Genomic DNA, 17,915 nt, shown 5'->3' with positions numbered 1-17,915 from the left:
CGACCCCTTGAGCAATCTGGCCCGCGTGGCAGACACGACCGATGCGCTGCAACCGCGCGATTTCGATCGGCTTGCCGCCTATATCTACAAGGAGTGCGGCATCCGCCTGCCGCCGGTCAAGATCACCATGATCGAGGGGCGGTTGCGCCGCCGGGTGCGCGCCAACGGCCTGTCCAGCCTGCGCGACTATTGCGGCTGGCTGTTCGACGGCAATCATCTGGAGGGGGAGCGCGAGCATCTGCTGAACGCGGTTACCACCAACAAGACCGACTTTTTCCGCGAACCCAAGCATTTCGACTATCTGGTCGATACCGCGCTGCCCAAGATGCACCGTGAGGGCGTGCGCCAGCTGCGGGTGTGGAGCGCGGCCTGCTCGACGGGGGCGGAGCCCTATACGCTGGCGATGCTGCTCGATGCCTATGCCCAGGACAAGGGCGGCCCCGATTTCGGCATCCTGGCGACCGATCTGGACAGCGAGGTGCTGCGCACCGCCCGGCGCGGCGTCTATCCGGCGGCGATGCTGGACCCGGTGCCGACCGCGCTGCGCAACCGTTATGTGATGCGGCCGAGCGATCCCAAGCGCGGCGAGATGCGGATCGCGCCCGCCCTCCGCTCGGCAATCGGCTTCGCGCAGATGAACCTGATGGACGAACGCTATCCGGTGGGCGATGCGATGGACATCATCTTCTGCCGCAACGTGCTGATCTATTTCGACAAGCCGACCCAGGAAAAGGTGGTGTCGCGGCTGGTCGCCTGTCTGCGGCCCGGCGGGCTGATCTTCCTGGGCCATTCCGAGTCGATCGCCGGATTCCAGCTACCGCTGCGCCCGGTCGCCAACACCGTGTTCGAGCGCGTCTGATGCCGGTCAAGAAGATCCGCGTCCTCGTCATCGACGACAGCGCCAGCGTCCGCCAGGCGATGACCGCGATCCTGTCCGCCGATCCGGCGATCGAGGTCATCGCGGCGGCCGCCGATCCCTTCGCCGCCGCGCGCTACATCCAGGAGGAGGTGCCCGACGTCATCACGCTCGACGTCGAGATGCCGCGCATGGACGGCATCACCTTCCTGCGCAAGCTGATGGCGCAGCGCCCGGTGCCGGTCGTCATGTGCTCCTCGCTGGTCGAGGAGGGGTCGGAGACGCTGCTCCAGGCGCTGGAGGCCGGCGCGGTCGACGTGATCCTGAAGCCGCGCGTGGGGGTGGCGGACCATCTGGCCGAGGCGCATCTGATGATCCGCGAGACGGTCAAGGGCGCCGCCACCGCGCGGCTGGGCGCGCGGCGCCAGGGGCGGACCACCGCCCCCGCGCAGAAGCTGACCGCCGATGCCGTCCTGCCGCCGCCGACCGGCCGCGCGATGAGCCGCACGACCGAGATGGTGGTGTGCATCGGCGCGTCGACCGGCGGGACCGAGGCGCTGCGCGAGGTGCTGGAGGCGCTGCCCGCCAATTCGCCCGGCATCGTCATCGTCCAGCATATGCCCGAGAGCTTCACCCGCGCCTTCGCCAAGCGGCTCGACGGGCTGTGCCAGGTCGACGTCAAGGAGGCCGAGGACGGCGACACGGTGATGCGCGGCCGGGTGCTGATCGCGCCCGGCGGCCTGCGCCACACCATGCTGGAACGGCAGGGCGCGCGCTATGTCGTGTCGGTGCGCGAAGGACCGCTGGTTTCGCGCCATCGCCCGTCGGTCGACGTGCTGTTCCGTTCGGCGGCGCGCAACGCCGGGGCCAATGCGGTCGGCATCATCCTGACCGGCATGGGCGACGACGGCGCGCGCGGCCTGCTGGAGATGAAGCAGGCGGGCGCGCGCACCTTCGCGCAGGACGAGGCGACCTCGATCGTCTTCGGCATGCCCAAGGAAGCGATCGCGCGCGGCGCGCATGACAGGATCATCCCGCTGGGCAGCGTCGCGCGCGAACTGCTGCAAGCCACGGCCCGCTGAGAAGGGGAAATACCATGTTGATGGCACGGATCGATACGCCCCTGGCCACCCCCGTCCTGGGACCTGTTCCGGGTGCCCCGTCGGTCGGGGAACTGGCCGATCATCTGCAAGGCGAGATGACGGGGCTGGAGGATGCCTTTCGCCAGACCGGCGAGGCGCTGGCCTCGGCGATCGACACCATCGACGGGCTGGCGCAGGGGCTGGCGGTGATCCGCGAGTCGCTGTCGCCCGAGACCGCCGGGGTCGCCGTCACGCGGCTGCGCGACGTCGCCTATCGCCTGATCACCCTGCCGATGATCCAGGCGCGCCGCGCGGTCGAGGTCGAGACGCTGAACGGCCGCACGCGCGAGCTGCGCGGGCTGCTGGGCGAAGTGGGCATGATCCTGAAGCTGCTCGGCATCTATGGCATGAACATCAAGATCGCCTCGTCGGGCGAGCCGTCCTTCCTGAACTTCGTGGTCGGCATGGACGAGAAGCTGGCCAGCGGCCGGAACGAGCTGCGCCACATCGAACAGGATCTGGGCCAGTTCAACCAGGTCATCGGCGAGGTGCAGGCCGCCGACCAGCGGCTGGCCCGCGAATGCGCGAGCGCCGGGGGGACGGTGCCGTCCGAACTGACCGGCAATGCCAATGCGTTGCAGGACCATGTGAACGCGGTGATGCGCACCACCGACGAGGTGGCGGGCATCATGCGCACCGTGCAGGGCGAGGTGGCGCGCATCCTGGGCGCGATCCAGATCGGCGACAGCGTGCGCCAGCGCGCCGAGCATGTGATCACGATCCTGCGCCGCATCGCGCCCGCGACCATCGGCGACGTGCCGCCGGTGCCGCCTGGCGCCGCCGCGCATCTGGCCCGGCTGGCCGCCGCGCAGATGGAGGCGATGGCCGATGATTTCGGGCGGGAGATCGTCGCGATCGTCCAGTCGCTCGAACGGCTGGGGCCGCTGGCCGATCATCTGCGCACGCTGCTGGGTTCGCACAATGCCGATGACGGGCAGATCCTGGTCCGGCTGGAACTGGACATCGCCAAGCTGACCAGCGTCACCGACCAGCTGTGCGACGCCGACGGGCATCTCGCCGAACTGACCGGCTTCGTCAGTCGGACGCTGGCCGATCTGACCCAGGGGCTCAGCCGGATCCGCAACATCGCGACCAGCGTGCAGGACATCTCGACCAATACCCAGTTGCTGTGCCGTCGCCACGGCACCCTGGGCCGCGCGGTCGCGGTCATCGCCAAGGAGGTCGCCCCCTGCGCCAGCCGTCTGGACCAGTTGAGCGTCGCGGTCGGTCGGCTGGTCGGCGTGCTGGCGGCGATCGATCTGGTGCAGGACAGCACGCAGGACGGCACGGTGCGCACGCGCGGCGCGCTGAACGACGCGCTGGCGGTGGTCCGCGCGGCCTGCGAAAGTTCCAGCGCGGTGATGGCCAAGGGCGATGGCGACGCGCAGCGCGTGCTGGCGTCGCTCCAGGCGAGTGCCAGCGACCTGGCCGAACAGCGCGCCTTTGCCGACACGCTGGCGACCGCCGCGCAGGGGCTGGCACTCTATGCCGAGCAGCAGGGTCATGCGGCCGATGCGGGTGCGCTGACCGCCGAGGATTTCGCCGCGCTGACCGAACTGCTGCCCTGGGCGGGAAGCCTCTACACCATGGCGTGCGAGCGGGTGATCCATGCGGACTTCCTGTTGCCCGGCATGGCGGTTCCCGCGCCGTCGGTCGCGGCGGTCACCTTCGACGACGACGATGACGGGCTGTTCTGATCCGGTTCGCGGGCCGCGCCCGTCCCGGCGGCGGGGCGGGCGAGGGTTACGATAGCTTCACCCGTCCGTCACGAAGCCAATCGGCTCACCAATCGTTTCGCTCCTGCAGCATGAACGGGGACACGCCTGTCCCCGTGGCACAGCAAGGGACTATGCGAGATGGCCGAGACGATCGCCGACCTTTTGAACCGCACGCTGATCGAGGCGGGGTGTGGCGCGTATCTGGGGCGTGACGGGCGACAGCCTGAACGCGTTCAACGATTCGCTCCGCAAGTCGGGCAAGATCGCATGGATGCATGTCCGCAACGAGGAGGCGGGCGCCTTCGCCGCGGGGGCCGAGGCGGCGGCGACCGGCGCGCTGGCGGTGTGCGCGGGCAGTTGCGGGCCGGGCAATCTCCATCTCATCAACGGCCTGTTCGACTGCCACCGCAATCGCGTTCCCGTGCTCGCCATCGCCGCGCATATCCCGTCGAGCGAAATCGGCCTGAACTATTTCCAGGAGACCCATCCGACCGAGCTGTTCCGCGAGTGCAGCCATTTCTGCGAGATGGTGCAGGATGCGCGGCAGATGCCCGAGATCCTCCACCGTGCGATCCGCACCGCAATCGGCCAGCGCGGCGTCGCGGTGCTGGTGATCCCCGGCGACGTCGCGTTGCAGGCCGCGCCCGCGACGCGCGCCATTCCCTTCCCCGCCCTTGCCGCGCCGCGCCTCGTGCCCGACGCGCAGGCGCTGGGGCAGGTCGCCGCGCTGCTCAACGAATCCAGGGCGGTGACGCTGCTGTGCGGCGCGGGCACGGCGGGCGCGCATGACGAGGTGGTCGCGCTGGCCGAGGCGCTGAAGGCCCCGATCGTCCATGCCTATCGCGGCAAGGAATGGATCGAATATGACAATCCCTATGATGTCGGGATGACCGGGCTGATCGGCTTCTCGTCGGGCTATCACGCGATGATGGAGTGCGACACGCTGCTGATGCTGGGCACCGACTTTCCCTATCGCAACTTCTATCCCGAAAAGGCGAAGGTGGTGCAGGTCGACCGCGATCCCGGCGCGCTGGGGCGGCGCGTGCCGCTCGACCTGGGGGTGGTCGCCGATGTCGGCGAGGTCGCGCGCGGCCTGATCCCGCTGATCGCGGGCGAGCGCGACGGGCGCTTCCTGGACAAGGCGCGCGCGCATTACCGCGACGCGCGAAAGGGGCTGGACGATCTCGCCACCCCGCGCGACGGCGACAAGCCGCTCCACCCGCAATATGTCGCCCGGCTGGTCGACCGGATCGCGGCCGAGGATGCGGTCTTCACCGCCGATGTCGGCACGCCCGCCGTCTGGGCGGCGCGCTATCTGACGATGAACGGCAAGCGGCGGCTGATCGGATCGTTCAACCACGGATCGATGGCCAATGCGCTGCCCCAGGCGCTGGGCGTGCAGGGGGCGTATCCCGCGCGGCAGGTGGTGTCGCTGTCGGGCGATGGCGGGCTGACCATGTTGATGGGCGACATGCTGACCGCCGTGCAGATGAAGTTGCCGGTCAAGATCGTCGTCTTTAACAATCGCTCGCTGGGTTTCGTCCAGATGGAGCAGAAGGCGGCGGGCTATGTCGATACCAATGTGTCGCTGCACAATCCCGACTTCGCCGCCATCGCGCGCGAGATGGGCTATTTCGGGGTGCGCGTCACCCGCTCGGACGCCTTGGAGGAGGCCCTGCGCGCGGCGTTCGCGCATGACGGGCCCGCGCTGGTCGATGTCGTGACCGAGACCCAGGAACTGATCATGCCCCCCAAGATCCAGGCCGAGCAGGTCAAGGGCTTCAGCCTGTACGCCGCGCGCGCGGTGCTGAGCGGACGCGGGGACGAGGTGATCGAACTGGCCAGGGCCAATCTCTTCCGGTGATCCGGCGGCTTGCCCTGAGGGACTGGGTCGGGCAGCGCCTGTCGCGGGCGGACACGATCCGCAGCGTGGCGTTCGTCGCGCGCTGCACCGGCGCGGCGGTGCTGGCGCTGGTGGTGGCGAACCGGCTGGGGCTCGACCATCCGGTCTGGGCCAGCGTTTCCGCGCTGGTCGTGTCGCAGGACACGCTGGGCGACACGCACCGGTCGCTGAGCTGGCGGATCGTCGCGACGGTGATCGGGGTGGGGGTTGCGGTGCTGGTCGCGCTGATCCTGCACGGGGCGGGGCCGGTGGCGATGCTGGCGGTGGCGGTGGGGATCACCGCCGCCGTCGCGCGGCTGCGCACCGAGCTGCGCGTGTGCATGTGGACCTCGGTCATCGTCCTGCTGACCGTACCGCCCGGCGGCACCATCCTGACCGCCGCGCTCGCCCGCGCGCAGGAGGTGCTGCTGGGCGTCGCGATCGGCGCGGCGCTTCACTGGGTGGCGGAACGGTTGCTGTTCCGCCGGGCCTAGCCGTGGGAGGTCATCGGCCGGGCATCGGCGCGATCGTGATGCGGTCGATATTGGGGGCGTAGCGCGACCGCAGCAGGACGCCGGGCCAGGTCTGCGACGCATAGGTGCGGCCGTCCCATTCGGGCTGTTCCTCGCCCGAGATGCGGATCGTGTTCGCACCGGCGCGCAGCGTGACGGGCACCGTCATCTCCCACCAGTTGTTGGCATGGAAGCTGTTGGGGAAGGTGGCGAGCAGCGGCTTGGCGCCGTTGACCGAGATGCGTGCGATCCGGGCGAGCGGGTCGGGATTGTAATGCGTCGCCTTGGACTGTTCGTCGTTGGAAAAGCGGATGGTCAGCGCATAGGTGCCCGCCCGGTCGGCCATGACGCGAGGGAAGGTCAGCGTGTTGCCGTTGCCGGGCGCGCCGCCGATGTCGAACACCGCGCGTCCGCCCTCGGCGCGCGAGGCGGCGCCGATCCGCGCGGTTCCGGCGACCTGTGCCTCCTCGGCCTGATAGCGATGCGGGGCGGCGGAGGCGGCCTCGCGGGTGACGCGCAGCGCGCGCAGCACGGGCGATCCGCCTGCGCCGCCGATCACCACCTTGTTGATCCCGCCCAGCAGGAAGGCGCGCCCGTCGGTCAGCGTGCGGCCATTGACCGTCATGCGCGCCGTGCCGCCGCGCATATCCGCCGCCAGCCGCATCGGCCCGTCCTGCGGCGCATAGACCCAGAAGGTCGCGCTCGTCCCCGGCGACAGGGTGATGCCGTCGCCCGCCGGGGCGGGATCGCCGTGCAGCACCGAGTCCTGCACGTCGTACAGCGCGGTCGTCGGCGCCGGGTCGGCGGCGGTCAGGGTGATCCGGTCGACCAGCGCATTGCCCTGGGTGTGGCGGCGCCCGTCCCGGCTGCGCGTCGAGAGGGTCAGCACGTGCCGCCCCTGCGTCAGCGACACGACCGTATCGACATGATCGAGTACCGATGGCTTGTAGCCCAGCGGCAGCAGCAGCTCGGTCTCGCCCGCCGCCTTGCCGTCGATGGTCAGGAAGACGTTGGTCGCCCCCTGCGCCTGCGCCAGCGGGTCCTTGTTGAAGGTGCTGGCCAGCACCCGCAGGTCGTAGCGGCCGGTGCGCGGCACATCGACCGCGAAGTCCAGCGCGGCGTCATGGCCGGTCGCGAATCCCTCGACCGAATAGCGGCCCGAGGTGTGGAAGCGATCGACATTGTCGGGCGATCCCTCCGGCCCGCGCAGCGTCAGGCCGGTGCCCCGGCGGGTCGCCTGTTCCGCCTCGTAATCCTGCCGCCAGGGCAGGGTGACGGCGGCGGGCCGCGCGGCCTGGCCGGGGGTCAGGACCAGCTCATAGGCGGCTTCCTCGCGCAGGGCGGGCAGGCCGTCCTGGCCGAAGCGCATCTCCACCCGCCCGTCGCGGACCGGCAGGACGCGGTCGGCGATCAGGTCGGGCGGGGTGGCGTCGCCCAGCTGGCCTGTCCAGCCGATCTCGCGCACCCGCGCGCGCACCGTCCCGCCGAACAGCGCGGGAATCCGGTCGAGCGCGACGATCGCGTCGCCGCTCTTGCCACCGAACAACAGCCGCGCCTGGTGCCGGGCGGGATCGAGCGTCGCCAGCCCCTGCAGCGTATAGCTCTGGTCGGGATGCGGCGGCGTGACCGCCAGCGTATGGCCGCTCATCGTCGCATAGGCGTTGAGTAGCCACCATTGCCCGTTGCCGCGATTGGCCTGCACCGCCGAGTCGCTGAGATTGCCGTCGATATTCCAATAGGCGATGTCAGCATCGACCTTGGAATCCTCGATCGCGGCGACCCATTGCACCATCTGGCCGGGGACGGAGGTGTGGTAGTTATAGGCATATTCGTTGATGTTGATCGGCAGGTGGCGGCCCTGCCACCTGGTCCCGGCGAACAGCCTGTCCTCCCATTGCCGATATTGGCGCACGCTGGTGCGCACCGTCGCCGGGTTGCTGAGTTCGTGCCAGGTGATGACGTCGGGCACCGTGTCGGCCGCGATGGCGTGGCGCAGGAAGCCCTCCACCTCGGGGAACAGGATGCTGGTATTGGGCCCGGCGATCCGCGCATCGGGCATCTCCTGCCGGATCATGCGATAGGCGCGGTCCCAGGCGTCGTTGAAGACGGTCGGGTCCTTCTGCCAGCGCACGCCGTTGCAGCTCTTGGGACCGTCGGCGAACATGTTCCCGTCGGGCTCGTTATAGGGGACGAAGACGATGCGGTCGCGATAGCGCTTGGCCATGCCCTTCACCTGGCGGACCTGCGCGCGGAGCTTTTCGATATAGGCCGCGACCGACTGGGCGCAGTCGCCCGTCTTCCAGTTGTACGGGAATTCGCGGTTGATGTCGGTCATGTAGATATAGGTGTCGCCGCCCGACGCATCGGTCAGCAGCGTCGCCACCTCCAGCGCGTCGGCGCCGGGATGCTGTGGCCCGTCCTGCGCCTTGGTCGAGACGGTGCGCAGGCCGATGCCCTCGACCAGATTGGGATGCGGCAACCGCGCATCGTACAGGCCGTAAAGCGTGCCCGATGCGCCGCCGTGAAAGGCGCCGGTGTCGCTCGACAGGTCGACCGTGATCCGGTCCTGCGCGGTGGCCAAGGTCGCGGTCGATCCGAGCAGCGCGGCAAGCATCAGGCGAAGCGGGGAGGGCATCAGGCGGGCTTTCGTCAGGAGGAGCATGGGGTGCGCTCGGCGGTCATGCGCTCGATCGTCGCGCGGGTCAGGATCAGGCGGGCGGCGGTGGCGGCGAGCGCCAGGTGCATCAGGCCGGGGATGAGGGTCGACAGCGCGCGGATGCCGGTCAGCGACAGCGGCGTCTGGTTGCCCGCCCCCGCCCGGTACGACACGATGACCAGCACCCCGCTGATCAGCACGCCCGCCAGCGCCCAGGCCAGCTTCACGAAGAACTGGTTGAAGGCGAAGCTCATGCCCGAGGATCGCATGCCCAGCTTCCACTCGCCATATTGGTCGGCCAGCTGGATCAGGGTGAAGTGCAGCGGCAGGGTGCAGCCCAGCACGACGCAGCACAGCCCGACCAGCACCAGCCACAGCATCGGATGGCCGCCCGGCACGAAGAAGGCGGCGAAATGCCCCGCGACCAGGATCAGGTTCACCCCGACATAGACGGTCTTCACGTCGAACCGCCGGGTGAAGAAGGGCACGATCACCGATCCCAGGAACCCGCCCGCCGTCGCGGTGCCGAAGAACAGCGCCTGATAGGTCGTGTCGCCGCCCAGCACATAGGTGATGAAATAGAGGGCGGCGCCCCCCTTGGTGTTGAAGATGCCGATCAGCAGCAGCGTCATGACGAAGGTCAGGCGCAGCTGGTCGTTCTTCAGCGTGGTGGCGACCGCGACCTTCAGCGGCACCTCGGCCGAGTCGGCGGCGACCACCCGCTCGCGTACGAACAGGAAGCAGATCAGGAACATCGCGACCGCCGCCAGCGACAGGATCGCCACCCCGTCCCGGTAACCGCGCGCGATGTCGGTGCCGCCCAGCTGGCGGACCATGATGGGCAGGCCGACCGACACGCAGAAGGAGGCGATGGCGACCAGCGCGAACCGCACCGACTGGCACGCCACGCCCTCGCGCGCGCTGTCGGTCATGCGGGTGATCAGCGCGCAATAAGGCACGTTGTTGAGCGAATAGGAGAAGGCGAGCAGGAAATAGGTCGCCGCCGCATAGGCGACCTTGCCGTCATAGCCGAGATCGGGCGACTGGAAGGTCAGGAAACAGCTCAGGCCCACGGGGATCGCGGTCCACAGCAGATAGGGGCGGAACCGCCCCCAGCGGGTGGAGGTGCGGTCGGCCATGATCCCGATCAGCGGGTCGGAGATCGCGTCGAAGATGCGCAGCGACAGGAACAGGATGCCGACGATCCCCGGCGCCAGCCCGAACACGTCGGTGTAATAGAAGGTCAGGAAATTGGCGATCAGCCCGGTGACGATCGTGCCCCCGGCGTCGCCCAGCCCGTAACAGACCTTCTCGACGAACGGGATCGAAGCGGCGACGGCGGCCTCGCTCCGCTGTGCTCCGTTCGCCGCTATGGCGTGGTCCGCCCCCGATGCCGCCATGACCCTCTCCCTTGCTCCCCCGTCTATCGCCTGACGATTCCGATTCCGCTTTCCCTTATTCCCAACCGTCCCGATCGAAGGCCGCGGCGACCGCCGCGCCGTCGCGTACGAAGACCGGAATATGGTCGAGCGGCGCCGCGACCGACAGGTCGCCGCCGCCTTCGATCAGGTCACCGTTCCATGCGTCGCGCCACACCCCGGCAGGAAGATAGACGCAGCGCATCGTCTCCCCCGCCGCCGTCACCGGCGCGACGAGCAGGTCGGGGCCGAACATATATTGATCGTCCACCGCCCAGCAGCGCGGATCGTCCGGATGGTCGTAGAACATCGGCCGCATCAGCGGATCGCCGCGCTCGTGCGCATCGCGCATCAGGCCGGCGACATAGGGGCGCAACCGCTCGCGAAGCGCGGCATAGCGGTGCAGGATCGCGAAAACCGGCTCGCCGAAACTCCAGAGTTCGTTGCCAGCGCCCGTATCGCATTGCGCCACGCCGTCGCGGAACGGCTCGGACGGCGGGGTGATGGGGTCGCGATGGCCGTGCATCCGCAGCACGGGGGTGAATACCGCCCATTGGAACCAGCGGACCATCAGTTCGTGAAAGGCCGGGTCGCCGACATCGCCGCCGTGGAAGCCGCCGATATCGGTCGTCCACCAGGGGATTCCCGCCATTCCCATGTTCAGCCCGGCGCTCAGCTGGTTGCGCATCGCCTCGAACGAGGAATGGATGTCGCCCGACCAGACCAGCGCGCCGTAACGCTGGCTGCCCGCCCAGGCGCAGCGGATCAGGCTGACGATCTCGGTCTCGCCCTCCGCCGCGAGCCCGTCGTGAAACGCCTGGGCATAATGGAGCGGATAGGCGTTGCCGACCGCCAGCACGCTGCCCGCATGATAGCGATAGGTGTCGAAATCATAGGCGCTATATTCAGGTTCGGCCTCGTCCAGCCAGAACAGCGCCACCCCCTGGTCGCGATAGTTGCGCTTCGCCTTTTCCCACAGAAAGGCGCGCGCGCCCGGATGGGTGGTGTCGATGAAGCGGGTATTGCCCAGAAATTCCTGTTGCACGTCCAGCCCGCGATTGGCGCGGACCAGATAGCCCTTTTCGGCCATCTCGGCGTAATTTTCCGACCTGGGGTCGACGGTCGGCCAGATCGAGACGAGCAATTCGGTGCCCATCGCCTTCAACTCGGCGGTCATCGCCGCCGGGTCGGGCCATTCGCGCGGATCGAACCGCCAGTCGCCCTGGACCGGCCAGTGGAAGAAGTCGGCGACGATCACCGCCAGCGGAATGCCGCGCCGGTGATAGTCGCGCGCGACCGCCAGCAACTCCTCCTGGGTGCGATAGCGCAGCTTGCTCTGCCACAGGCCCAGCGCGAAGTCGGGCATCATCGGCACGGTCCCGGTGACGCGGGCATAGTTGCGCACGATCTCGGCGGGGGTGTCGGCGGCGGTGATCCAATAGTCGATCTCGCGCGCGGCGCGTGCGGTCCAGACGGTGCCGTTGGCGGCGAAATGCACCTCGCCCACCGCCGGGTTGTTCCACAGAAAGCCATAGCCTTCGCTCGACACGACGAAGGGGACACTGGCCTGCGAATTGCGCTGCGCCAGTTCCAGCGAGCAGCCCGCCAGATCGAGATTGGGCTGCTGATACTGGCCCATGCCATAGAGCCGTTCGCCGCGCTTGGCCTCGAACCGCACGCTGATCGCGGCGACCTCGCCGGGCAGCGGCTTGAACTCGCGCCCCGACAGGCCGAGCGCGCTGATCGTGCGCACCTCGTCGGTGCCGACCGTCCAGAATGTGTTGATCGTATCGCGCTGCCGCCATTTCTCCTCGAGCAGAAGCTGCCCCCGCGCGTTCAGGAAGCGGACCCGGCCCTGAAGGTCGACCTCGGCGGTGATCCGCCCATGGGTGATGCGGGCGATGGCCCCGTCGCGGGTGACGTGCGGCGTGCCGTCATGGGTGACGGTATCGAGCAGCGCATGGGTCTTGGCATCGGTCGCCGGAAAGGTCGAGGCGCGCAGCCGAAGCCCGTCGGGACCATGCGCCTCGATCCGCAGCCAGTCGCCATTGTAGCGCCATGCGATCGCGCGCGATTCCAGACACAGCGTGTCCAACCCTGTCACCCTCCCGATCTTTGTACGTCCGTAAACGTTTACGAATAGTGATCGGAACAATCGGGACTGTCAATGACCCTTGTGCGGATCGCGTCGTCCCGCAATCACGGGCGGATGGACATACGCCAGCTCGCCAAGCATTTGGGGCTTTCGATCGGCACGGTTTCGCGCGCGCTGAACGATCGCAAGGATGTCAGCCCCGCCACGCGCGAGCGGGTGATCGCGGCGGCGCGGACCCATGGCTATATCCCCAACCAGTCGGGGCGGACGCTGCGCAGCGGGCGGACGGGCACGATCGGCTTCATGCTGACGCTGGAGAATGACAGCGCGATCCATGGCGACCCGTTCTTCATGGCGCTCCTGGAGGGATTGCAGAGCGGGCTGGGCGAGCATGACCTGGACCTCGTCGTCCTGCTGGCGCGCAAGGGCGAGGACGGGCTGACCTTTTTGCGGCGGCACGTGTCGCGCGGGACGGTCGATGGCTGGGTGCTGTCGGGGACGCAGCAGGACGATGCGCGGATCGCGTTCCTGCTCGAGCGGGGGATTCCCTTCATCGCGCTGGGGCGGACCGCGACGGCGCAGGACTATGCCTGGATCGACCTGGATTTCGAGGGGGTGGTGGCCGAGGCGATGGGCCTGTTCACCCAGGCCGGGCACCGGCGTATCGGGCTGGTCGCGCCGCCCGTGTCGATCAACAACAGCCAGATCGTCCTCGCCTGCTACCGCGCCGCGCTGGAGCGGGCGGGGCTGCCCTTCGACCCGGTGCTGGTCCATCATGGCGAGACGGACGAGAGCGACGGCGAGGAAACCGCGCGCGCGCTGATGGCGCTGGCCGATCCGCCGACCGCCTTGCTGCTGATGGGCGAGACCGCGCCGGTCGGGGCCTATCGCGCGCTGCGCAGCATCGGGCTGGAGCCTGGGTGCGATGTCGCGGTGATCGGCTTGCGCGACAGTCCGGCGTGCCGGGCGCTGTCACCCGATCTGACCTGCTTCACGCTGACGCTGGGCGATCTGGGGCTGGCGCTCGCCAAAGGCGTGGTCGCCCGGCTGCCGGGCCGGTCAACGGACGAGCCGCTCGTCCAGCATCTCTGGCGCATGAGCCTGCGTGCCGGGCGGAGCCATCTGACAGCCTCCTGATCGCCCCTATCTGTCCGACAAGAAAAAACGGCGCCGTGGCGGAATGCGCGCCTTTTCGCCGTCGATCCCCTCCGCGCGCGAAAGCGGTTGCGAATCCCGATCGAAGCCCGCTACCCCATGGGTAAAGATAAATAGTCGGAGAAGATCGGTGCCCTCATGCTGCCACGCCCCGTCGCGTCGCGACGTCCTTGCCACCGCCAGCGTGGGGGCGATGGCCACCGCCTGGGGCGCGGCGATGCCCGCCAGCGCCTGGGCGCAGAACGGGCCGGGGCTGGGGGCGCGGCCGATCGCCACCGCATCCGCCGCCATGGTCCAGCCCTTCGACATGGCCGATGTCACGCTGGCGGACGGGCCGTTCCTCCATGCGCAGAAGATGACCGAGGCGTATCTGATGCGGTTGCAGCCCGATCGGATGCTCGCCAATTTCCGCAAGAATGCCGGACTGAAGCCCAAGGCCCCGGTCTATGGCGGCTGGGAGTCGGAGGCCCAGTGGGACGACATCAACTGCCATGGCCATACGCTGGGCCATTATCTGTCGGCCTGCGCGCTGGCCTATCGCGCGACCGGCGACCGGAAATACCGCCAGCGCATCGACTATATCGCGAACGAACTGGCCGAGTGCCAGAAGGCGGCGGGCACCGGGCTGGTCTGCGCCTTTCCCAAGGGGGCCGCGCTGGTCGCGGCGCATCTGCGCGGCGAACCGATCACCGGCGTGCCGTGGTACACGCTGCACAAGGTCTATGCGGGCCTGCGCGACGCCGCCTTGCTGGCGGACAGCGAACCGGCGCGGGCGGTGCTGATCCGGCTGGCCGATTGGGGCGTCGTCGCCACCAAGCCGCTATCGGATGCGCAGTTCGAGACGATGCTGGAAACCGAATATGGCGGCATGAACGAAATCTATGCCGACCTGTATGTCATGACCGGCAACGCCGATTACCGCCGCGTCGCCGAGCGTTTCTCGCAAAAGGCGATCATGAACCCGCTGGCGCAGGGGCGCGATTATCTCGACGGGCTGCACGCCAATACGCAGGTGCCCAAGATCATCGGCTTCCAGCGCGTGTTCGAGGCGACCGGCGAGCCCAAATATCAGAATGCGGCGGCGTTCTTCTGGCGGACCGTGGCGCATACCCGCTCCTTCGCGACCGGCGGGCATGGCGATGGCGAGCATTTCTTCGCCATGGCCGATTTCGACAAGCATGTCTTTTCGGCCAAGGGGTCGGAAACCTGTTGCCAGCACAATATGCTGAAGCTGACCCGCGCGCTGTTCCTGCACGATCCGCGCGCCGAATATGCCGATTATTACGAGCGCACGCTCTACAACGGCATCCTCGCTTCGCAGGACCCGGATACGGGCATGGCGACCTATTTCCAGGGCGCACGGCCGGGTTACATGAAGCTCTATCACACCCCCGAAGACAGTTTCTGGTGCTGCACCGGCACGGGGATGGAAAATCATGTGAAGTATCGCGACTCGATCTACTTCCATGACGACCGCGCGCTCTATGTGAACCTGTTCATCCCCTCGAGCGTGACCTGGGCCGACAAGGGCGCGGTGCTGACCCAGGTGACGACCTTCCCGGAGACGGCGACCACCCGGTTCCAGTGGAAACTCCGCCAGCCGACCGAACTGACGCTGAAGCTGCGCCACCCGAAATGGAGCCGGACCGCGACCCTGCTGGTCAATGGCGCCGAGGTGGAGCGCTCGGACAAGCCCGGCCGCTATGCCGAGCTGACCCGGACGTGGAAGACCGGCGACACGGTCGAATGGCGGATGGTGATGGAGCCCGGCGTCGAAAGCGCCCCTGCCGCGCCGGAGATCGTCGCCTTCACCTATGGCCCGCTGGTGCTGGCCGGTGCGCTGGGCCGCGAGGGGCTGGCGCCAGGTGCGGACATCATCGTCAGCGAGCGCAAATATGGTGATTACAACAACACGCCGTTCCAGGCCCCGACGCTGGCGGGCGAGCCGGAGGAACTGACGCAGAAGATCCGGGCCTCGGGCAAGCCGCTCGAATTCACCATCCCGGCCGCGGACGGCCAGCCGGTGCGACTGGTCCCCTACCACCGGATCGCGCATGAGCGGTACGCGACCTATTGGAAGCTGGCCTGATCACGATTCGACCGCCCCGGCGAAGGCCGGGGTTGAGTCACTATCCGATTACAAGATCCTAGAAGATTTGTTCGCGCGGAGGCGCGGAGGACGCAGAGAGGCTGTCCGATCGGCTGCGGCACGTCTTCATCTTTATGCGGTGGAGAGAGGCATAGGTTGCCACGGGCGAAACACCTCCGCGTTCTCCGCGCCTCCGCACGAACACAATCTCTTCTGATCCACTGCCCCGCACGGCATCTGGACCCCGGCTTTCGCCGAGTCGGGCCTATCCGATGATGTCTGAAGTGGTGGGCGCTGACGGGTTCGAACCGCCGACCTACTCGGTGTAAACGAGCCGCTCTACCAGCTGAGCTAAGCGCCCCCCTCTCGGGAAGCCCCGCCTAATGCCGGGGTGTCGGGCATCTGGCAAGCCGCTTTTGCGTCGCGAACCGCAGCGGTTCCTTTGTTGGATACAAAGCCGATCGCATCCGGTACATAACAGGAACATCGGAGGCGGCCTGACCGGGGGAGCGGTCGGGGGCGTCCGGTGCTTCGGGGGGAGCGGGGATGGCCGGAACGGGGGAGGGCGCGCGGTGGACGCAGGCGCGGCGACGGCAATTCCTGGCGGCGCTGGCGGTCAGCGCGGATGCGGGCGTGGCGGCGCGCGCGGTGGGAGAGACGCTGGGCGCCGTGCGCGGGTTGCGGCGACGCGATCCGACCTTCGCGGAGGGCTGGGCCGAGGCGATCGGTGCGGCGCACGCGCTGGTCGAGGAAGGCCTGCTGCGCCGGATGCTGACCCTGTTGGCCCAGGGTGGGGAGGAGGGCGGAGAGGCCGGTGCGGGGACCACCGGCCTCTCCATCACCCCGCCGCTTTCGGCCACCGAGGTGCAACTCTATTTGAAGCTGCTCGCCCGGCGGGATGCGCTGGCGCAGGCCGGTGACGGGGCGAACGCGGCGGTGCGCGCCGATGCGGCGGAAACCGATGCGGCGCTGGAACGCGCGCTCGACGGCCTGGCGCGGCGGCGGTTGAAGGGGATGGCGTGATGGCGGGAGAGGATGCGGCGACGCGGCTCGCCACGCTGGCGATGCTGGAACCGGAGGCGCGGGGGCAGGCGCTGGCGGCGCTGACCCCGGCGCAGAAGCGCGAGCTGGTCGAGCGATGGGAATTATGGGCGCATGACGGACAGATCGCGCCGCCGGGCGACTGGCGGGTCTGGCTGATCCGCGCGGGACGCGGCTTCGGCAAGACGCGCGCGGGGGCGGAGTGGGTGAGTGCGCTCGCCCGCGACAATCCGGGCGCGCGGATTGCGCTGATGGGGGCGACCCTTCGCGATGTCGAGCGGGTGATGGTGCGCGGCGAAAGTGGCCTGCTGGCGGTGGCGCGCAAGGGGGAGACGCCGCGCTGGATCGGCAGTCTGGGGCAGGTGCATTTCGCATCGGGCGCGATCGGCTTCGCCTATTCGGCGGCCGCGCCCGAGGCTTTGCGCGGGCCGCAGCATCATGCGGCCTGGTGCGACGAACTGGGCAAATGGAAGGGGGAGGCCGGGTGGGACAATCTGATGATGACGCTCCGGCTGGGGGAGCGTCCCCGCGTGCTGGTCACGACCACGCCGCGCGCGACGCCGCTGATGCGCAAGGTCATGGCGCTGCCCGATTGCGTCGAGACGATCGGGCGGACCAGCGACAATGCGCATCTGCCCGACAGCTTCCAGGACGCGATGCTGGCGCAATATGGCGACACGCGGCTGGGGCGGCAGGAACTGGACGGCGAGATGGTCGACGACCGCGAGGGGGCGCTGTGGACCCGCGCGCTGCTCGACCGGCAGCGGGCGAAGACGGTGCCCGCGCTCGACCGGGTGGTGGTCGGCGTCGATCCGCCCGCGACCAGCAGCGGCGATGCCTGCGGGATCGTCGCGGTCGGGCTGGGCCGCGACGGCCATGGCTATGTGCTGGAGGACGCCAGCGAGGCGGGGCTGTCGCCCGAGGGCTGGGCGGCGCGGGTCGCGGGCTGCGCCAGGCGCAACCGCGCGGACCGGGTGGTGGCCGAGCGCAACCAGGGCGGCGACATGGTGGAAAGCGTGCTGCGGCTCGCCGACCCGACCCTGCCGGTGCATCTGGTCTATGCCTCGATCGGGAAAGCCGCGCGGGCGGAGCCGGTGTCGTTTCTCTATGCGCAAGGCCGCGTGTGGCATTCGCGTGGCTTCCCCGCGCTGGAGGACGAGCTGTGCGGGCTGGGCGTGGCGGGAGCCTATGACGGACCGGGCCGCTCGCCGGATCGCGCCGATGCGCTGGTCTGGGCGCTGACCGAGCTGATGCTGTCGGGGCGCGGGGTGCCGGGGATACGGAATTTATGAGGTCAGCTTTTCCTCCCCTGCAAGGGGAGGTGGCAGGCCGAAGGCCTGACGGAGGGATG

Annotated in this window: 12 protein-coding genes and 1 tRNA gene; 9 read left to right on the top strand and 4 right to left on the bottom strand. The window is 68.7% G+C overall.

The genetic code is table 11. The annotated features are described in order from the left end of the window. The first annotated feature begins 7 nt into the window (after positions 1–7). The 5 genes from QE360_RS04375 (at position 8) to QE360_RS04355 (ending at position 6,092) form a co-directional block, all read left to right on the top strand. Complete coding sequence (locus QE360_RS04375) at positions 8–859, top strand: protein-glutamate O-methyltransferase CheR (protein WP_307102395.1); 852 nt, start codon at positions 8–10, stop codon at positions 857–859. Further along, complete coding sequence (locus QE360_RS04370) at positions 859–1,938, top strand: chemotaxis response regulator protein-glutamate methylesterase (RefSeq protein WP_309699585.1); 1,080 nt, start codon at positions 859–861, stop codon at positions 1,936–1,938. Before QE360_RS04375 ends, QE360_RS04370 begins: the two co-directional genes overlap by 1 nt. 14 nt (positions 1,939–1,952) lie before the next feature. Continuing rightward, a complete protein-coding gene (locus QE360_RS04365; protein ID WP_309699583.1) occupies positions 1,953–3,695 on the top strand; it encodes a methyl-accepting chemotaxis protein in 1,743 nt (580 codons plus the stop codon). 211 nt (positions 3,696–3,906) lie between these two features. Then, on the top strand, positions 3,907–5,580 hold the full coding sequence (poxB, locus tag QE360_RS04360) for a ubiquinone-dependent pyruvate dehydrogenase (protein WP_309699581.1): 1,674 nt from the start codon (positions 3,907–3,909) through the stop codon (positions 5,578–5,580). Then, positions 5,577–6,092: an FUSC family protein gene (locus QE360_RS04355; RefSeq protein WP_307102404.1), complete on the top strand. Its 516-nt coding sequence runs from the start codon at positions 5,577–5,579 to the stop codon at positions 6,090–6,092. Before poxB ends, QE360_RS04355 begins: the two co-directional genes overlap by 4 nt. A gap of 10 nt (positions 6,093–6,102) precedes the next feature. On the opposite strand, the gene QE360_RS04350 is transcribed toward QE360_RS04355, so the two are convergent. The 3 genes from QE360_RS04350 to QE360_RS04340 are packed head-to-tail and all read right to left on the bottom strand — an operon-like array spanning position 6,103 to position 12,288. Then, positions 6,103–8,745 carry a cellulosome protein gene (locus tag QE360_RS04350; RefSeq protein ID WP_309699579.1) on the bottom strand — a complete coding sequence of 881 codons (2,643 nt, stop codon included), beginning with the start codon at positions 8,743–8,745 and terminating at the stop codon, positions 6,103–6,105. A 14-nt stretch (positions 8,746–8,759) separates the two neighbouring features. After that, on the bottom strand, positions 8,760–10,166 hold the full coding sequence (locus tag QE360_RS04345) for an MFS transporter (RefSeq protein WP_309699577.1): 1,407 nt from the start codon (positions 10,164–10,166) through the stop codon (positions 8,760–8,762). A gap of 55 nt (positions 10,167–10,221) precedes the next feature. Continuing rightward, complete coding sequence (locus QE360_RS04340; protein ID WP_309699574.1) at positions 10,222–12,288, bottom strand: glycoside hydrolase family 31 protein; 2,067 nt, start codon at positions 12,286–12,288, stop codon at positions 10,222–10,224. Positions 12,289–12,351: 63 nt separating this feature from the next. On the opposite strand from QE360_RS04340, the gene QE360_RS04335 reads away from it, so the two are divergent. After that, entirely contained in the window at positions 12,352–13,416 is a 1,065-nt protein-coding gene (locus QE360_RS04335) for a substrate-binding domain-containing protein (RefSeq protein WP_309699572.1), read from the top strand. Positions 13,417–13,627: 211 nt separating this feature from the next. Beyond that, the gene (locus tag QE360_RS04330; protein ID WP_309699570.1) at positions 13,628–15,523 is read left to right on the top strand and encodes a beta-L-arabinofuranosidase domain-containing protein; all 1,896 of its coding nucleotides are present in this window, start codon (positions 13,628–13,630) and stop codon (positions 15,521–15,523) included. Between the two features lie 285 nt (positions 15,524–15,808). Here the strand turns inward: QE360_RS04330 and QE360_RS04325 are convergent. Then, positions 15,809–15,884, bottom strand: a tRNA-Val gene (locus tag QE360_RS04325). A 185-nt stretch (positions 15,885–16,069) separates the two neighbouring features. Between QE360_RS04325 and QE360_RS04320 the strand changes: the two genes are divergently transcribed. Together QE360_RS04320 and QE360_RS04315 are read left to right on the top strand one after the other, a co-directional pair. Further along, positions 16,070–16,546: a hypothetical protein gene (locus QE360_RS04320; protein WP_309699568.1), complete on the top strand. Its 477-nt coding sequence runs from the start codon at positions 16,070–16,072 to the stop codon at positions 16,544–16,546. Then, the gene (locus QE360_RS04315; protein WP_309699566.1) at positions 16,546–17,856 is read left to right on the top strand and encodes a terminase large subunit domain-containing protein; all 1,311 of its coding nucleotides are present in this window, start codon (positions 16,546–16,548) and stop codon (positions 17,854–17,856) included. Before QE360_RS04320 ends, QE360_RS04315 begins: the two co-directional genes overlap by 1 nt. Positions 17,857–17,915 lie beyond the last annotated feature (59 nt).

Origin of the sequence: Sphingomonas sp. SORGH_AS_0789 (assembly GCF_031453055.1) — a bacterium.
GTDB lineage: Bacteria > Pseudomonadota > Alphaproteobacteria > Sphingomonadales > Sphingomonadaceae > Sphingomonas.
This window is presented reverse-complemented; position numbering and strand designations above follow the sequence as displayed.